The following is a 15,246-nucleotide window of genomic DNA, read 5'->3' on the forward strand; positions in this document are numbered from 1 at the left end:
AGTGCATAAAATGCAATCTATAATAGTTCTCAAAAATGTGTCTTTTTTCCTTCATGTGAATATGCTATGTGTGGATTTACTTTTTTGGAGGTGTACACATTTATGAACTTTGAAAGACCATCCAATCGCCGCCGTCGGCGTGGAATTGAAGTGAATAACAACCTAATCAACGGTCCAGGCATCGTCCGGGGTGGCAGAAATGGGGGATTTCCAACGACCCCAACGACCCCGACGAGTCCAACAATCCCAACGTCTCCTACACAACCGACAGGTACGGGCATAACGGGAATCACTGGCCCAACTGGCCCAACGGGTCCAGGAGCAGGCGCTACCGGCCCGACAGGTCCTACCGGTGCAACCGGCCCAACAGGTGCCACAGGCGCCCCTGGAACCGGAGCAACTGGTGTGACGGGACCAACAGGTGTGACTGGGGTCACTGGAGCGACAGGCTTAACCGGAGTAACAGGAGCAACCGGCATTACTGGGGTGACCGGAGTAACAGGCGTTACGGGAGCGACAGGCATCACGGGTGTGACTGGAGCAACCGGCTTAACCGGAGCGACAGGCATTGGAATCACTGGAGTGACGGGAGCAACAGGCATCACGGGTGTGACCGGAGCAACCGGCTTAACTGGAGCGACAGGCATTGGAATCACTGGAGTGACGGGAGCAACAGGCATTACTGGAGTAACCGGAGCAACCGGTGTTACAGGGGTGACGGGCCCGACGGGAGTTACTGGTGTCACTGGAATTACTGGAGCGACAGGAACAGGACCTTCACCAACTACGACATTTGGGTTTGCTGCCAATACGACCGCTCCTACCATCGCGGTTGTTCTTGGCGGTACGAATGTGCCGTTGCCAAGCAACCAGTCACTCAATAACATTGCTGTAGGTGCTGCGAATGAACAGTTTACGATCAGTGAGGCGGGGACGTATCAGATTTCGTATAGCTTACGGTTCACTGCGGGTGTGTTAGTCAGTTCTCGGGTACTGCAAAACGGAGTAGCAATTCCACAGTCGGTTGTCTCACCAACAGTAGCGCTTACGAACGCATCAGCGAATTTCATTGTGACCTTAGCTGCAGGAGATACGATTACACTACAACTATTTGGATTGCTCGGCGCTGCAATATTGCAAGGCGGGCAAGGGGCTGCGTTGTCCATCGTTCGCATCGCTTAATATTAAAAGAAGGGGAGATTCTCCCTTTCTACATAAAAAGTTAGAATGTTTTTTCTTTTTCGTTTTTGGGTAACAATGAAATAGAGGTGATACCATGAGTCGGGTCAAACAGAAAGCGACGAAGCAAGATGGGTTCTCGGTTTTCGTTGAAATGACCGTTTATGTCGGTGCTTTCATTAGGGGATTTTTTAAGTGAAGTCATTGTCATTCGGCAGTGTCTTTTATCATATTGTTTTCGACAATAATATGAACGTATGTGCCGTTTGCAGGGGGCGGGTAAGTCGGTGAAGAACCTTTCATATATAGCAGGAAGGGGAATTCATCATGACGGGAGCGAGTGGGTGGAAAAACCCAAGCTTGTTGCTTTTTGCAATCGGCATTTCAAGCGTTGGTAACTTCGTCTATTTAGTAGCGATTAATATTATGGTACTACAGTTAACAGGTTCGGCGGCGGCTGTAGCTGGGCTATGGATCATTGGTCCGCTTACAAATATCGTTACGAAGTTTTGGACAGGAAGTTTTATAGATTATCGTAGCAAGAAAAATATTATGCTCGTTACATATGTTTTGCGTGCGTTGTTCATATTTATGATTCCGCTTGCCCCGAACATGGTCGTCATTTATGGGGTACTTGTCATTTTAAGTGTAGCTCAAGCGTTCCATACACCAGCATCAATGACATACATTGCGATGACGGTGCCCAAAGAAAAGAGAAAACGATTTAATGCGATCCGTTCGTTTTGTGATTCTAGCGCATTTATAATTGGGCCTGCTCTTGGCGGCACGCTTATCTATTTAAGTTCTGTGGAAGTGACGTTGTGGCTGAATGCTGCCTTCTTTATATTAGCAGCTCTATTTTTGCTGTTCCTACCGAAAGCCGAAGACATGAATCGTGAAGCGATTCCATCCTTAACAGTGCGGCAAGTCGTCCGTGATTTTGCTATCGTAAAGGAATTCATGGCAAATCACCGGTATGTGACCTTCATTTATCTTGGATTTATTGTCGTTATGACATTCACATTTGCAATGGATGCACAAGAAGTCGTGTTTGTTCAGCGAGTTATTGGTCTTTCCGAAGTGGATTATACTTTACTCATTAGTATTACAGGGATCGGTGCGGTTGTCGGTGCGTTGGCGCTCTCAATTTTTTCGAATCGGATATCAATTCGGTTGATGATTGCAATCGGCATTTTCATGACGGCGTGTGGATATGTGATCTATGCGTTTTCGTGGTCATTCACGTCGATTAGTGTCGGATTTATTCTATTAGGCTTTTTCAATGTGTTCTTGAATGCGGGCATCCTAACTTTTTATCAAAACAACATTCCTACCGTAGTGATGGGCAGGGTGACGAGTATTTTTCAGTTGATTCAAAGCGTGCTCCATGTTGGATTCATACTCGGTGTTGGGGTTTTTGCTGATCTCATATCACTTCGACTTATCATTGTACTACTTGCTGTCATTATGCTCGTTATGAGTGTACTATTTGCAATGTCAGTGTTGGCGCCTAAACGCAAGTCGTTCTTTCAAGAAGAAGGGGGGAAGCAGTAATGGTTGAATGGGTTCGTTCATTGCCGAGAAACCTCTATATAAACGTCATGATTGCATGTAGTGCATGTATTCTCGCAATGTTAATGGTCACGATACTTACCGGCGATATACGCTGGGTAAGCATTACAGGTATGGTGCTCGTGCCAATTCAACTCATCTGTTTATGGATTATCAATTTCGTAATCAATAACAAAAGCAGTTGATGTGGCTACATTTGCCACATCAACTGCTTTTTTAATAACTTCCTCATTGAGAAGAGTTTTTGCCAACCGGAGTCTTTTTACGGAGATTCGCCGTCTTCAATCGGTAAATGTATAGACACGGTCGTCCCTTTTCCAGGCTTGCTTGTCACATCAATTGATCCTCCGTGGTGGTGGACGAGCTCTTTTGTAATTGTCATTCCAAGTCCACTGCCCTCGGTTCGCTCTTGAGAAGATTTGCCCCGATAATAACGGTCAAATAGCTTCGTAAGTGTTTCTTCATTCATGCCTTTGCCGTTATCAATGATGTGAACGGTTAATGTGTTCTTCTCAACTCGTTCAGTACGCACGCGGACGTGTGTATCGGGGTTGTTATGTTTAATGGCATTATCAAGCACGTTTCCAATCATGCGGACGAACCATTTAGGATCAACATCAACGATCAAGTTCGTTGATTTATGATTTAAGACGATTGCTTTACCTGTATGTTCAAATGCCTCAATGCTCTTATTAAGAAGAGGTTCGAGGGGAACCGTTTTCTTCTGAAGAAACATCCGGTTGCTTTCAAGGTGGTACGTTAAGTTTAAATCTTCGATGAGCGTGCTCATGAAACTAGACCGCTCATTTAAGATCGCCCCCACCTCAATAATTTCCTCGCTGTCCCATTCGTATGCTTTGTTTGAAAGCATAATCGAGTACCCTTGTATCGAAGATAATGGTGTTTTCATGTCATGAGACAATCCGGCAATCCACGCTTCACGACTCGCTTCCAGTTCAATTCGTTTGGCTTTGTTGTGTTCCAGCTGTGCGGAAAGTTTTGAGAGTGAGTGGTACAATTCTTGATAAAAACGATACGGTCGTTTCCATTCTCCTTTTTTCGTTTTTCCGAACGCAGCAGGAGGAGTGAAATCACCGTCTCCGAGCTGGTCAAGCCAATTAATAGCGCCATAGATCGGCTTTGTGAACGTCCGTGTAAACCATAGGGACGCAACCGCAAATACAAGAATTGCAATGCCGAGAATGACGAGTGAGACGATGAGTAATGTAGACCCGATTTCATTCAATGGTCGAAAAGGCAACTCGGGAATGGGAGCATAGACGACATATGTGAGCCCGTCAGATTCTGCGATTTGGACATACGCATCCACGCTTTCAGGCTGTATTTGATGTAGCATCACTCCTCCAAATGAAGGTTGCCGTAACCACTCGGGTGCGCGCAATTGATTGACGAGCTCGTCATCATTGAATACATACCCCCAAGCATCGTGTTGATCAAACTGTTGGAGTACTTCAGAAGTGTTACCCTCTTCAATGAAAGTAGCAAGCAATTCGTTTGTGACGCGTTCTTCCCCATAAAGAAGGAAATAGGTGTTTTCAGCGACTTGAAAATAGGACGTATACATATGGTAATTACCTACAATTGGAGCGTCGACTATCGTTTGAAGTTCTTGCAATGTATACGACTGAGCAAATCCTTCACCGGCAGGATAGGTGTCCGCTACGGTTCCGTCCTCATTAACAATTTGAAACCAACCATTTCGAGCGTCAGCTTCCTCTTGCAATTCGTCAATGATGGATAGTTCCCCAGAAAATTCATACTCCGTAGAGACAGAGAAGGACAAACTCTCCAGACCAGCGTCATAAAAGTCTGAACGACGTTCTTGGGTAGTCAAGTAAAAGCCGAAGATCATAATAATTGTGAATAGTAGTGTTGAGGTGACGAACAAGATGATGGCATATTGCAGTGTGAATCGTCTCCATAATCGAAAACGAAATCCTTTCATGACCCGTCTCCATCAGGACGAACCGGTAACCGAGTCCACGAACCGTTTCGATATACTCGGGCTTACTTGGGTTCGCTTCAATCTTCTCCCGAATTCGACGAATGTGAACGGTCACAGTATGTGCATCGTAATAATGCTCATCTCCCATACCTTTTCGTAAAGCTGCTCTTTATGGAATACTTGGCCAGGGTGGCGACAAAAGAAAAGCAATAACTGAAAGACGAGGGCAGGGCAGCTCGTACGTTTACCGAGCACAGTAAGCGTTCCTGCTCGAGCATCAATCGTGAAGCGCTCGTATGCATGTGGGGAAGCGTCTGTTGATGGCGCAGAAGCGGGACGCAACAGGCGGGCCCGAATTCTGGCAACGATCTCTAACGGGTTAAAAGGTTTCGTAATATAATCGTCGCCACCAATGGCGAAACCTGACAGTTTATCAAAATCTGAATCTTTCGCTGTGACGAAGAAGATCGTCGCTCCAGATTGGTGACGAATTTGTCTGCAAATCTCAAACCCATCGCCATCCGGCAGCATCACGTCAAGAAGGATGAAATCATAGGTATGCGTGTGGCAAAGGTTAGTGCTTGTTTTTGAGTTGCGGCGCCATCAACGTCTTGAAAACCTTCTTTTTGAAGGACTTTGTGGAGCATCGTTCGTATAGCATTATCGTCTTCCACAAGTAAGATTTTTGGGCTAGTCATCGTTCTTCACTCCTAACTCTATATGAAAATAGTGTACCATCTGAACATTACGAGAAGCTCAACAAGTAGAATCATATTTAATCTAACAGTGAGGCAATGGTTCTCTTCTAGTAATCTTCGATTTGTATGCTAGCTACAGACTTAGGTTATGGAGGGAGTAAGGAACATGAATAGGAAACGTTGGGTTGCTTGTGGAATTGCTGTTCTTATCGTTGGCATTGCCATTCCAGTACAAATGTTTGTATCCGTCATGACGGCTGATTTTTCGGACGTATTTTCTTTGATCAGTACCGCGAGGAAGTGATGAAGACAGGATCAAACGGAGAAATTGTCGTACTTGAACTGGACGGCATGATTGAGGACACAGGTAGTGAATCAGGATTTTTTGCGTCGGGATACCAACATCGGCAATTTATGGAAATGTTAAATGATGCAGTGGAAGACCCTCTCATTGATGGGATCGTCATTACGATGAACACACCTGGAGGCAGTGTTGTCGCTAGCCATGCAATTTATGAACAAGTCGTTCGCGCCAAGGAAGAATTTGACACACCTGTATACGTTTCGATGGCTGAAATGGCCACATCTGGCGGGTATTACATTGCAGCAGGTGCTGATTATATTATGGCGCACCCGGCGACACTGACCGGTTCAATTGGAACAGTGATGAGTGCAGGGTTTAATATCGCTGATCTTGCAGATGAGTGGGGCATTTCCGAAACGACCTTCTCTTCTGGTGAGTTCAAACAGATGGGATCGCCCTTTGAATCCTTAACCGAAGAGGAATCTGAACTCATGCAAGCGATTGCTGATGATATGTACAATGATTTCACATCGATCGTTGCTGAAGGTAGAGGATTTAGCGAAGAAGAAGTCAACACGGTAGCACAAGGCCAGTTGTTCACGGGGAACCAGGCATTGCAAAATGGACTTGTTGATGAACTTGGTAATCTGGAAGACACGGTTTTGCATATGGAATTGATGCTCGACTTAGATGCGACTGTGACGCATTATACGAATGGTTCTACGGAAGGGTCAATGTGGAATGTTTTGGCGCCACTTGGCTTAGGAGCGTTCGCCTCTAATAAATTTGATGCAAATAGAGCGCCGAGTTTGCTCTATTTGCATCAATAGGAGGGAAGGCGATGCAAATGTATGCAGGTTTTTGGTTACGGTTTTGGGCATATGTCATGGATCTTTTAATCGTCGCTTCCTTGAATGTCATTTTCATTCGGCCTGTGTTTGCACTTTGGTTGCCTGATGAACCTGCGATTGGTGTATTTGCAATTGAAGCAATCATGGTGACGATTAGCTATTATGTATACTTCATTCTCTTAACGAAATGGCGACAGCAAACGATTGGAAAAATGGCATTTGGCTTGCGGGTCGAGAGTTTGGAGGGTGGTTCACTATTGTGGAAGGACGTATTTGTTCGTGAAGTGGCAGGGAGGATCCTTCACCGAGTGTTCGTGATTACAAACCTTTTCTACATCATGATTGCTGTGCACCCCGAAAAAGCAGGTGTGCATGACTTGTTGTCAGATACGAGAGTCGTCGTTAAGCGCGGCAGTATCGGGGTTCGCGAAAACGATATGCACTCGCACTGATAGGACGTGTAGTTCATCAGTAGCGAAACGCACATTTGGCAGGAGTGCAGTCATTATACGAGTAAAGGGAACTTGACAATGGGCTTTTTCGTGCGCTATCGTTTGTCCAAAGCACTAATGAGGAGAGATGCCGATGTCTAGTTCCCGTCTGCCGAGGATAAACGCATTCTCTGTCGCAGGAATTCTCATCGCTCTGTTTGTGACTCTTTTAATGCTCGGTACGGGGGCGGTGAGAGGATTTGAATTCATCTTTTTAGGCGTTGCAATCATGTGTTTTTGCCTAAGCTATATACACTCACAATTTAAGGAAAGTGATGAACGTGCTCGCAAGATTAAAGAACGGGCATGTTTTATAGCTTTTTCATTATGCTTGGTGTGGCTATCGTACTGATTACAATCGTCCTCTTCCACGTCATTCAAGTAGGCGTACTGCAAATCTTAGGCTTATTAGTGGGGATTATGATCGCAGTGACGTATGTATCTTTCGTTATATTGTCTCGAATCTATTAAGTGATTCGACTGAATATTATGGTAAAATAAATGCTATGAGGAAATAGAGTGACAATTGAATTGTGGATCACTGTTCTTGTCGTCGGTTTACTCATTGTCCTGTCCCCAGGCTCTCAATGGATGGTGACGATCAAAAATAGCTTGTCTTCTAAAACTCATGGAATGTTTACCGTTTGGGGCATGTGTTCGGGAAGCATGATTCATATCCTCTACTGTTTGTTAGGTATTGGAATTATCATTCCCCAGTCTGTTCTGTTATTTAACTTGATTAAATGGTTAGGTGCAGCGTACCTTATCTACTTAGGTGTGAAGGCACTGTTCTTTCAAAAAGAAGAACCAGGACTTTCCTTTCAACGAGTAACAAGCCCAGTCGGGCTGAGCAAATGGACCGCTTACCGAAATGGTTTTTTCACGAGTCTGTTGAACCCGAAAGCGACATTATTTTACTTGTCATTATTCACTCAAGTCATTCACCCAGAAGTTGCGATCGGTGTTTAAGTATTCTATGGATTATCTGTCATATGCATTGAATTGGTACACACTTATGGTCATGTTCATTACTCATTCTTTCATAAGAAAATGGCTGGACAAATGTACAGTCATGATTGAACGGGCATCTGGCGCATTCCTCATTCTGTTTGGCGTCCGTCTCACGTTCATGGATTCGGAAAACAAATAATTAAAACACTTTGCGAGCAAGGCGCCTGCAGAGTGTTTTTATTTTCAGTTATCTGATGTTTACATATGTAAACATCAGAGGTATGATGAAAAAAATACAATGATGACGAGGAGGTTGACATTGGACTATCGGAAGAAAATGTTTAGAGGGGCAAAGATCGAAGATGTATTGAAGACTTTATTCAGATGGAAAAAACGACACGGGAGCAAATGAACACCGACGAACAAAATTTGTACTTCGTCTCTAAAGGAATGAACGCGGCGTATCGATATGTTGTGAATCGCATGGTCCGTGATTTTGAATATGAAAAGGAGAGGTTATCGTTGGAAGAACAATTGGAGCGAATGAGGAATAGCTTTCATAAGCTTTCTAAAAATAATATTGAACAGAGCAAGGTTCCGTTAGGTGAAACGATTAAAGAAAGCTATTATCGGGATGATGTACCAGAAGAGGCGATCGAAGAAGTGAATAACTTGAATCAGCATTTCCAACAAGGGATGTTTGAAGGAATTGCGTTCGCATATGAACAAGTGGGGAATTATCTTTCCATCATGCTTCATCATTCAACGGCGCTCACTGAAAAAAGCATTACAGATCTCGTTCACCAAATTGAACAAAATCATTTTGCCACTGTAGCAATTTCAGAAACAGCTGAATCGTACCAAGACGGCTTCGCAAACGGAGCGAAATCCGGATTCAATATGGCTTCTTGGGAAATTAAGGATACATTTACCGCGTAGAATGCCTTGTTCGTCTGTATCCATGTTAATTCTCGATTTGCGCGTGACATGCGGTCACGCGCTTTTCCATTTTCGAATCACCCAATCAACAAACTGTTGAGACAAAAAGATGCTCACGATGAGGTTGACAACGAACATGGCTAAGCTCACAAATAAAACGAGGGCACGATGCTGAAAGATCAAGTCTAGCAGGTTGGCTCCAACAACTGTAAATCCTCCAAACAACAGGAAGAATGTCACAATGACCATCACGGTTCGCAAAAGAAGTCCCTCCTTAATTCACAGACAGTGAGTTTTGAATTTTTAGATAGGGGAAGGGATACATACGTTGACTTGCTCGAAGACAGTTGTTCGAATCAAGCATGACAAGCGTATCACAACAACGCATCCCTAGTAAAAGAAAGAGGTGATGCTTAGTGTTTAAACGAGAAAGGCGTTTGTTTGGATTCAAAAGACTTGCGAGAATTGTGTTGTTTTCGGCGTTAGGTGTAGCGCTCTTCGTCTATGTCCCCTTTTTGATTGGCGGAGAAGTGTTTGGCTATGATACTGAATGGCTTACGAATTTCATAGATACGATTGCATTCTGGAACGAACATCCCTTCGATGTTAAGGGTTATATCCCTGTTTAATATCAAGCGAATGGGGGTATCTTCAAACAGGTGATAAACATGAAAACATGCCATGTGTTCGTTTCCGGTGGAGGAGTTGGTGGGTTGACGCTTGCTTTAAAGCTCGGGCTTTGCGGTATTTCGGTTATTGTCGCAGAGCGGAACCGGAGAAGAAGCCCACTTTACAAAGGGGAGTTGCTCCAACCAAAGAGTATTGAAATTCTCCACCGACTTGGAATAGGGAAGCAACTAGATGCATCCTCATTTCCAGTTGAAACGTTGCGCACACAAGAGTGGAATTGGAATCATAATGACGGTTTTATCCGCAATGAAAGTCGCCTTAGCTACAAGATTTTGGCGCACCCGTTTAACGAAGCGCGGATGATTCCTCACGAAGAACTTCGCGACCTTCTCATTGCCCAGATTGAAAAGCTTCCTAGTGTGGAAGTAATTCGTCCCGCGAAATTTATGGGATTTCAAGATGATCAAGCAGTGATTACCACAGATGGTAAGGAAATGAAAATTGCGGCCCACTATTATGTTGGAGCCGAAGGCCGTGGGTCTAGGATGCGCAAAGCGATGGGCATTACAAGCGAAGAGAAGAAATACAACCATCATTTTTTAACCGCGTCTTTTCCTAGACCCGCGTCACTGACAGACGGCTTTGTCTTTGGGGCGGCGCACTCGTTCTTAGGATTATTTCCTTTACCCAACGAGCAAGTCCGTTCAGTATATATGATTCCTCCTGGCAGTTATCGACAATTTAAAGACCAGCCGATTACGGATTATTATGATTTGCACGGGCAATACGTCCCTGAACTTCGTGAAACGATGACGACGATTAAAGAGTGGCGTGACGTGCAACTGATGATTCCGTTTCGCTTTCAGTCTCCGCGATATACGAGAGGACGAATGGCCATTTTAGGAGATGCTGCACACTCGGTTCATCCAATGGCCGGTGAAGGTATGAACTTGGCGATTCAAGATGCTGACGTATTAAGTGAACTGTTTTGTTGGATGGACGAACAGGGGAAGTGGCGTGACGAACGTCAGCTCGGTTGGTACGAATCTGTTCGAAAACCGCGTGTAGACCAGATGATTGCATTGAGCCATCGCTCGGCATTAGCTACTCCTATCACAATCGGGCGTTTCGTCTGCTGCGTAAACGTGCGATCACGGCGATGGAAGAGCGACCGCTTTTGCATTTTCAACAAATGCTCAATGTTTCGGGTTTGGGATATGCAAAAGCCAATCTATTGGATTGGTCCAATCATTTAGATGTGTTACCTGCGCTTGACCGGGGCGGAATATACCCAACAAACAAACAGAATCCGTACTTTTATACCGACAAAGATGACTACCCTTTTAAGTATCAGTGAGGAGCTGAAGAGATGTTAGTAAATGAAATCGTACGGATGAACAATGCCCGCAAATGGATGAAGAGCAATGAATCGTTTTTGCCCACATGGCATGCGTATATTGGTTATCGATATGGGCTTTTTGATCGCCTAGAAAAGCCGATGCCCATATCAATGTTGGCAGCGGAAGATCAGTTAGATGAACAATTGCTGAACTGCTGGGTAGAGACAGGTATTGCAGTTGGGCACTTGAAAAAGAAAGGCAAAGGCCGAGTAAAGAGTGTGAAATCCATCCGTAGGCAAATGTCCAAATTCGATAAATCTTCTGTCGGTGTACTCGTCGAAGAAATGATGAGACTTCACATTCCGACGTTGTTGGCGTTTGATCAGAAACTGTCAAAAGATCCGCACCCTGATGAAGACGACTATGGCCATGTTGTCGCGGAAACGAGTGCCTTAATTGAAACCATTGCATATCCGAAACTGAACAGCGTCATTAAAGATACGAAGGCAAAACATATTCTTGATCTAGGGTCTGGGTACGGTGGCTACTTGAACCGGATTGCGGCTGACCACCCCGACTTATCGCTTACAGGTATAGAAATTAATGAAGCCGTCGTTCAAGAAGCGGCTCGTAGAGCCGACCACAAGCATATTCGTTTTAAACAAGAAGACATTTTGAGTGAAATTGAACACGACGAACGCCCAGACCTCATCATGATGAATAACGCTTTGTATTATTTTAATGAAGGAGAACGATCAAAGATCTTTGATTATATTTATCGTAGCCTCGTTTCAAAAGGAAGCTTCGTCATGATTACGCCCCTTGCTGATTCCGAAAAAGGGTTAGCATTTCCAGCGGCATTTAACAGTTTCATGAGCGGGCACGAAGACATGCATCCGCTGCCAACAAGAGAAGAAATTAAGCAACTTGCGGATACACACCGGTTCAAAATTAAAAACGAAACGGCTGTCGTAAAAGAAGGCGGTTGGCATTTTTTTCATCTCACAAAAAAAAGATTAAAAAAAGGGACTGCCTGAAAACGAGGCAGTCCCTTGTTGTATTCTTATATGATTACGTGTAAAATGGAATAGTGATTCATAAAATTCGTGAATCATTCATACTTGTTCATTATTATTATATCAGATTATATTGTCTAGTGTCAATGATGACTTTTTAAGGGGTGTTTGCATGGAATCGAAAGAAGAACAACAGGAACAACAACGACTCTCGCGAGTCATTGACGTCATTCAACGTCAAAAGCAAGCGCGAATTGACGAAGCGGGCTTATCGAAGCAAGAAGTCATTGACATGCGAAAGACGTTTTGGGACGAAGTGACCGTCAACTTAGATGAACCTGATGACATTATAGAGACAGAAGCGAGCATCCGACAACGAGCAGAACTATTAGGTGAGCATGAACGCTCTTATCAACGTTTCACGAAGCACATTCGAACGTTGGAACGACTGGAAACGTCCCCTTATTTCGGGCGATTAGACTTTAAGGAGATTGGTGAGTCGAAAGAAGAAGCCATATACATCGGCATTGCTTCATTAGAAGATGAACAACAACAAGAATTTCTCGTTTATGATTGGCGTGCCCCAATCTCTAGCATGTATTATGACTACGCCCCTGGAGCTGTGAAGTTTTTAAGTGGTGACGGAGAAGTGCATGGGGAGATGACGAAGAAGCGCCAATACTTGATTGAGCGCGGGCAATTAAAAGGAATGTTTGATACCGGGCTGACGATCGGCGATCAACTATTGCAACAGTTGCTCAGTCAGTCTTCCTCTGATGCAATGAAGAGCATTGTAAGTACGATTCAGCGAGAGCAAAATGCAATTATCCGAAATGAGCGCTCACGCATGTTAATCGTCCAAGGTGCAGCGGGCAGCGGGAAGACGTCTGCAGCGATGCAACGCGTCGCGTACTTGCTCTACAAATACCGAGAACAATTTGATAGTGCGAACATGTTGCTGTTATCGCCGAACCCTCTTTTCAACCGATATGTATCTGGTGTGTTACCGGAACTCGGGGAAGAGAACTTAAAGCAAACGACGTTCCAACATCATATTGCCGGCCGCCTGCCAGATGGATGGACATTGGAAAGTCCGTTTAGGCAAATTGAGCGTTTGCTCACTGAAGACGACGCTAATATTCGTTACGCCGAACCGGACTACATTCAAGAACTCGATCGTTTCATTGAGCATCTGAATGAAGAAGGGATGAAATTTACTCCACTCGTATTTCGCGGTGACGTATGGAAATCGGGCGAGGACATTACTGATCTTTTTTATTCATATGAAGATCACATCTCGACTCCGAACCGGCTTGAATTAATGGCGGAACAACTTGAAGCGACCTGAAAGCCTTTGAACGAAAAGAAGCGGATCAGCCGTGGGCAGAACAAGAAGCAGAGATGCAACCGAAAGATGTGTATAACATTGCGTCCAAAAAAGTAAGACGAAAATTAGGAGAAAACCCGTCAAAGAGTGATCAACTGGAAGAGGAGCGTCTCGTGCGTAGGTTTGTCGTTCGTCAGTCTGCCAAGCCCGTATTTAAGAAGATCGAAGCGTATGACTTTGTCGATATCACGTCATTATACGAGCAGTTTTCCGGGAGAGATTTAACGGACCGTACATGCTTTATGAAGACGCTGCTCCGTACTATTACTTGACCGATCAAGTGAAAGGTCGTCCGCACACAGCAGACATTCGTTTCCTTTTTATTGATGAGGCGCAAGATTACACGAACATGCAAATCGCATACTTGAAAAACCTTTTCCCGCAAGCGCGCATCACGTTGCTCGGTGATATTGATCAGGCCGTTCATCGTCATACAGCAGAGGGACTATCTATCCTCTCGACCGCTCAACACCAAGAAGAGAATGTTGAGCAAATCACATTGTTACAAAGCTATCGCTCGACAGCAACCATCATGAATTTCGCAAAAGAATTGCTCCCGAATGAGTCGAACGTCATTCCGTTTCAGCGTGAAGGGACATTGCCAACTGTCCGTCAATTCCAAGATCGCTACACTTATGAAGATGCACTAAAACAAGAGGTTGTCGCTTGGGAAGGGCGAGAAAAACTTGCCATTCTCACCAAGACGATGGATGAAGCCCAGCAGTTGCTTCATGATTTGCCAGGTGGGGTGCAGCTCATTCAAGAGCATACTGACAGCTTCCGGGAGAATGTGCTCGTCGCACCGGCGTACCTTGCCAAAGGCATTGAATTTGACCGTGTAATTATTGCAGAAGTGTCCGAGGAAAACTACCATACCGCCCGTGATCGCCACATGCTCTACACGAGCGCTACCCGGGCCATGCACCAATTGGATGTATTCGTAATTGGCGAGCCGCCAAAATTTATCGAACATGTTCCGAGTGATCGCTTCCAACGTATAGCCGAGTAAAATGAAACAAAGCGACTGCTTCGGCAGTCGCTTTTTGCTTCGATTGGGCAGGAGTGGAAGGGGTGCCATCAGCTTCATTCGGTTTGAATATTTTGTTCAAAACCGACGGATAATGAAGCAGAATAATCGATTTGAATAGAATTAGCTTCCGTCTAAATAATATGAACTTTAGATTTTCCAGACATGGGCCGTGGTTTGTTGCTTTCCACTACAGGTGGGTGATTGTACTCCAGAGCATAAGTGCAACATCGGAGGCCAAAGTACGCCCTCCGTGTTTTCTTTACACTCCAGAGCATAAGGGCAACATGGTTCACTTTTTTGTCTACTGGCTAGGGGTGTGGAGAGAAGTCCAAATGCCCCATATATTCATTTACGTGACACTTGAGAAAGAAAAATCATCATTTTAAACGTGGATTCGCACATAAACGGAGTCAACGGTCACAAATTCCGATATATGTGACCGTTGAGGGCCTAAAGTGCACGATTTGAGCGCTGGGTTGTCACATAAACGAGTGAGAGGTCATAACGGTTCTGGCGCCAGGTAACGTTTATCGGTCATGTCTTTTTAGCCTTCTGCCAACGCTTTCTGTTTTGTCCGCAATCCTTGTAGTGACGAACAATGATTGGAACCGAAGGCAGTGGAAGTGAAACAAGGTGAATTTCGACAGACAATATGTAGGCGTTCATCCTCAAATCGCCATCATACGACTCACTGAAATTCATATGTTCAACTTATCTCGTATCAAACAGGCCTTCAACACTCGCCAGCTCCACACCGGGTGCACTTCCTCCATTTCCGTTCCGGCTAGGGGCGCTGTCCGGAACAACATGCGCTCTTCCCTTGTTTTTGTTCCGGCTAGGGGCGCTGTCCGGAACAACATGCGCTCTTCCCTCGTTTTTGTTCCGGCTAGGG

Annotated in this window: 19 protein-coding genes and 1 pseudogene; 16 read left to right on the forward strand and 4 right to left on the reverse strand. The window is 44.8% G+C overall.

Features of this window, described 5'->3' with window-relative positions:
- The first annotated feature begins 102 nt into the window (after positions 1–102).
- From JCM19039_RS24635 to JCM19039_RS19445, 3 genes are all read left to right on the forward strand, one after another.
- Entirely contained in the window at positions 103–1,182 is a 1,080-nt protein-coding gene (locus tag JCM19039_RS24635; protein ID WP_042430401.1) for a hypothetical protein, read from the forward strand.
- A 324-nt stretch (positions 1,183–1,506) separates the two neighbouring features.
- Complete coding sequence (locus JCM19039_RS19440; protein ID WP_042430404.1) at positions 1,507–2,733, forward strand: MFS transporter; 1,227 nt, start codon at positions 1,507–1,509, stop codon at positions 2,731–2,733.
- Positions 2,733–2,936, forward strand: coding sequence for a hypothetical protein (locus JCM19039_RS19445; RefSeq protein WP_042430408.1), 204 nt, complete (start codon positions 2,733–2,735; stop codon positions 2,934–2,936). Before JCM19039_RS19440 ends, JCM19039_RS19445 begins: the two co-directional genes overlap by 1 nt.
- Before the next feature lie 77 nt (positions 2,937–3,013).
- Here the strand turns inward: JCM19039_RS19445 and JCM19039_RS22645 are convergent, their stop codons facing one another.
- Entirely contained in the window at positions 3,014–4,717 is a 1,704-nt protein-coding gene (locus JCM19039_RS22645; RefSeq protein ID WP_081834636.1) for a HAMP domain-containing sensor histidine kinase, read from the reverse strand.
- Positions 4,718–4,733: 16 nt separating this feature from the next.
- Positions 4,734–5,415 (reverse strand): annotated as a pseudogene (locus JCM19039_RS26015) (response regulator transcription factor); the annotation flags it as partial.
- Positions 5,416–5,581: 166 nt separating this feature from the next.
- On the opposite strand from JCM19039_RS26015, the gene JCM19039_RS24650 reads away from it, so the two are divergent.
- The 7 genes from JCM19039_RS24650 to JCM19039_RS19485 all read left to right on the forward strand — a co-directional run bounded on the left by JCM19039_RS24650 (position 5,582) and on the right by JCM19039_RS19485 (position 8,951).
- Positions 5,582–5,719 (forward strand): hypothetical protein, encoded by a 138-nt coding sequence (locus tag JCM19039_RS24650; RefSeq protein WP_193744305.1) that lies wholly within the window; start codon positions 5,582–5,584, stop codon positions 5,717–5,719.
- Complete coding sequence (sppA, locus tag JCM19039_RS19460) at positions 5,719–6,549, forward strand: signal peptide peptidase SppA (RefSeq protein WP_052398969.1); 831 nt, start codon at positions 5,719–5,721, stop codon at positions 6,547–6,549. Before JCM19039_RS24650 ends, sppA begins: the two co-directional genes overlap by 1 nt.
- 11 nt (positions 6,550–6,560) lie before the next feature.
- On the forward strand, positions 6,561–7,022 hold the full coding sequence (locus JCM19039_RS19465; RefSeq protein ID WP_052398970.1) for an RDD family protein: 462 nt from the start codon (positions 6,561–6,563) through the stop codon (positions 7,020–7,022).
- Positions 7,023–7,155: 133 nt separating this feature from the next.
- Positions 7,156–7,413 (forward strand): hypothetical protein, encoded by a 258-nt coding sequence (locus JCM19039_RS19470; RefSeq protein ID WP_042430414.1) that lies wholly within the window; start codon positions 7,156–7,158, stop codon positions 7,411–7,413.
- A gap of 167 nt (positions 7,414–7,580) precedes the next feature.
- Positions 7,581–8,030: a LysE family transporter gene (locus JCM19039_RS24030; RefSeq protein ID WP_052398971.1), complete on the forward strand. Its 450-nt coding sequence runs from the start codon at positions 7,581–7,583 to the stop codon at positions 8,028–8,030.
- Complete coding sequence (locus JCM19039_RS24035; protein ID WP_042430416.1) at positions 8,023–8,211, forward strand: hypothetical protein; 189 nt, start codon at positions 8,023–8,025, stop codon at positions 8,209–8,211. Before JCM19039_RS24030 ends, JCM19039_RS24035 begins: the two co-directional genes overlap by 8 nt.
- Before the next feature lie 185 nt (positions 8,212–8,396).
- Entirely contained in the window at positions 8,397–8,951 is a 555-nt protein-coding gene (locus tag JCM19039_RS19485) for a hypothetical protein (RefSeq protein WP_042430420.1), read from the forward strand.
- 54 nt (positions 8,952–9,005) lie between these two features.
- Here the strand turns inward: JCM19039_RS19485 and JCM19039_RS19490 are convergent, their stop codons facing one another.
- The gene (locus JCM19039_RS19490; protein ID WP_042430422.1) at positions 9,006–9,212 is read right to left on the reverse strand and encodes a hypothetical protein; all 207 of its coding nucleotides are present in this window, start codon (positions 9,210–9,212) and stop codon (positions 9,006–9,008) included.
- A gap of 155 nt (positions 9,213–9,367) precedes the next feature.
- Here JCM19039_RS19490 and JCM19039_RS19495 point away from each other — a divergent pair, with 155 nt between their 5' ends.
- From JCM19039_RS19495 to JCM19039_RS22660, 6 genes are all read left to right on the forward strand, one after another.
- On the forward strand, positions 9,368–9,580 hold the full coding sequence (locus JCM19039_RS19495) for a hypothetical protein (protein ID WP_042430424.1): 213 nt from the start codon (positions 9,368–9,370) through the stop codon (positions 9,578–9,580).
- A 39-nt stretch (positions 9,581–9,619) separates the two neighbouring features.
- Entirely contained in the window at positions 9,620–10,837 is a 1,218-nt protein-coding gene (locus JCM19039_RS19500; protein ID WP_081834637.1) for an NAD(P)/FAD-dependent oxidoreductase, read from the forward strand.
- 113 nt (positions 10,838–10,950) lie between these two features.
- Positions 10,951–11,958 (forward strand): class I SAM-dependent methyltransferase, encoded by a 1,008-nt coding sequence (locus tag JCM19039_RS19505; protein ID WP_042430426.1) that lies wholly within the window; start codon positions 10,951–10,953, stop codon positions 11,956–11,958.
- Between the two features lie 151 nt (positions 11,959–12,109).
- The gene (helD, locus tag JCM19039_RS22650) at positions 12,110–13,285 is read left to right on the forward strand and encodes an RNA polymerase recycling motor HelD (protein WP_052398972.1); all 1,176 of its coding nucleotides are present in this window, start codon (positions 12,110–12,112) and stop codon (positions 13,283–13,285) included.
- A 53-nt stretch (positions 13,286–13,338) separates the two neighbouring features.
- Positions 13,339–13,596 carry a hypothetical protein gene (locus JCM19039_RS22655; protein ID WP_052398973.1) on the forward strand — a complete coding sequence of 86 codons (258 nt, stop codon included), beginning with the start codon at positions 13,339–13,341 and terminating at the stop codon, positions 13,594–13,596.
- Positions 13,560–14,333, forward strand: coding sequence for an ATP-binding domain-containing protein (locus tag JCM19039_RS22660; protein WP_052398974.1), 774 nt, complete (start codon positions 13,560–13,562; stop codon positions 14,331–14,333). The genes JCM19039_RS22655 and JCM19039_RS22660 overlap by 37 nt, the downstream gene beginning before the upstream one ends.
- A gap of 732 nt (positions 14,334–15,065) precedes the next feature.
- On the opposite strand, the gene JCM19039_RS26020 is transcribed toward JCM19039_RS22660, so the two are convergent.
- A partial coding sequence (locus tag JCM19039_RS26020; RefSeq protein ID WP_238545156.1) for a hypothetical protein occupies positions 15,066–15,246 on the reverse strand: 181 nt, incomplete at its 5' end.

Source organism: Geomicrobium sp. JCM 19039, assembly GCF_000698145.1.
Classification (GTDB): domain Bacteria; phylum Bacillota; class Bacilli; order Bacillales; family Marinococcaceae; genus Geomicrobium_A.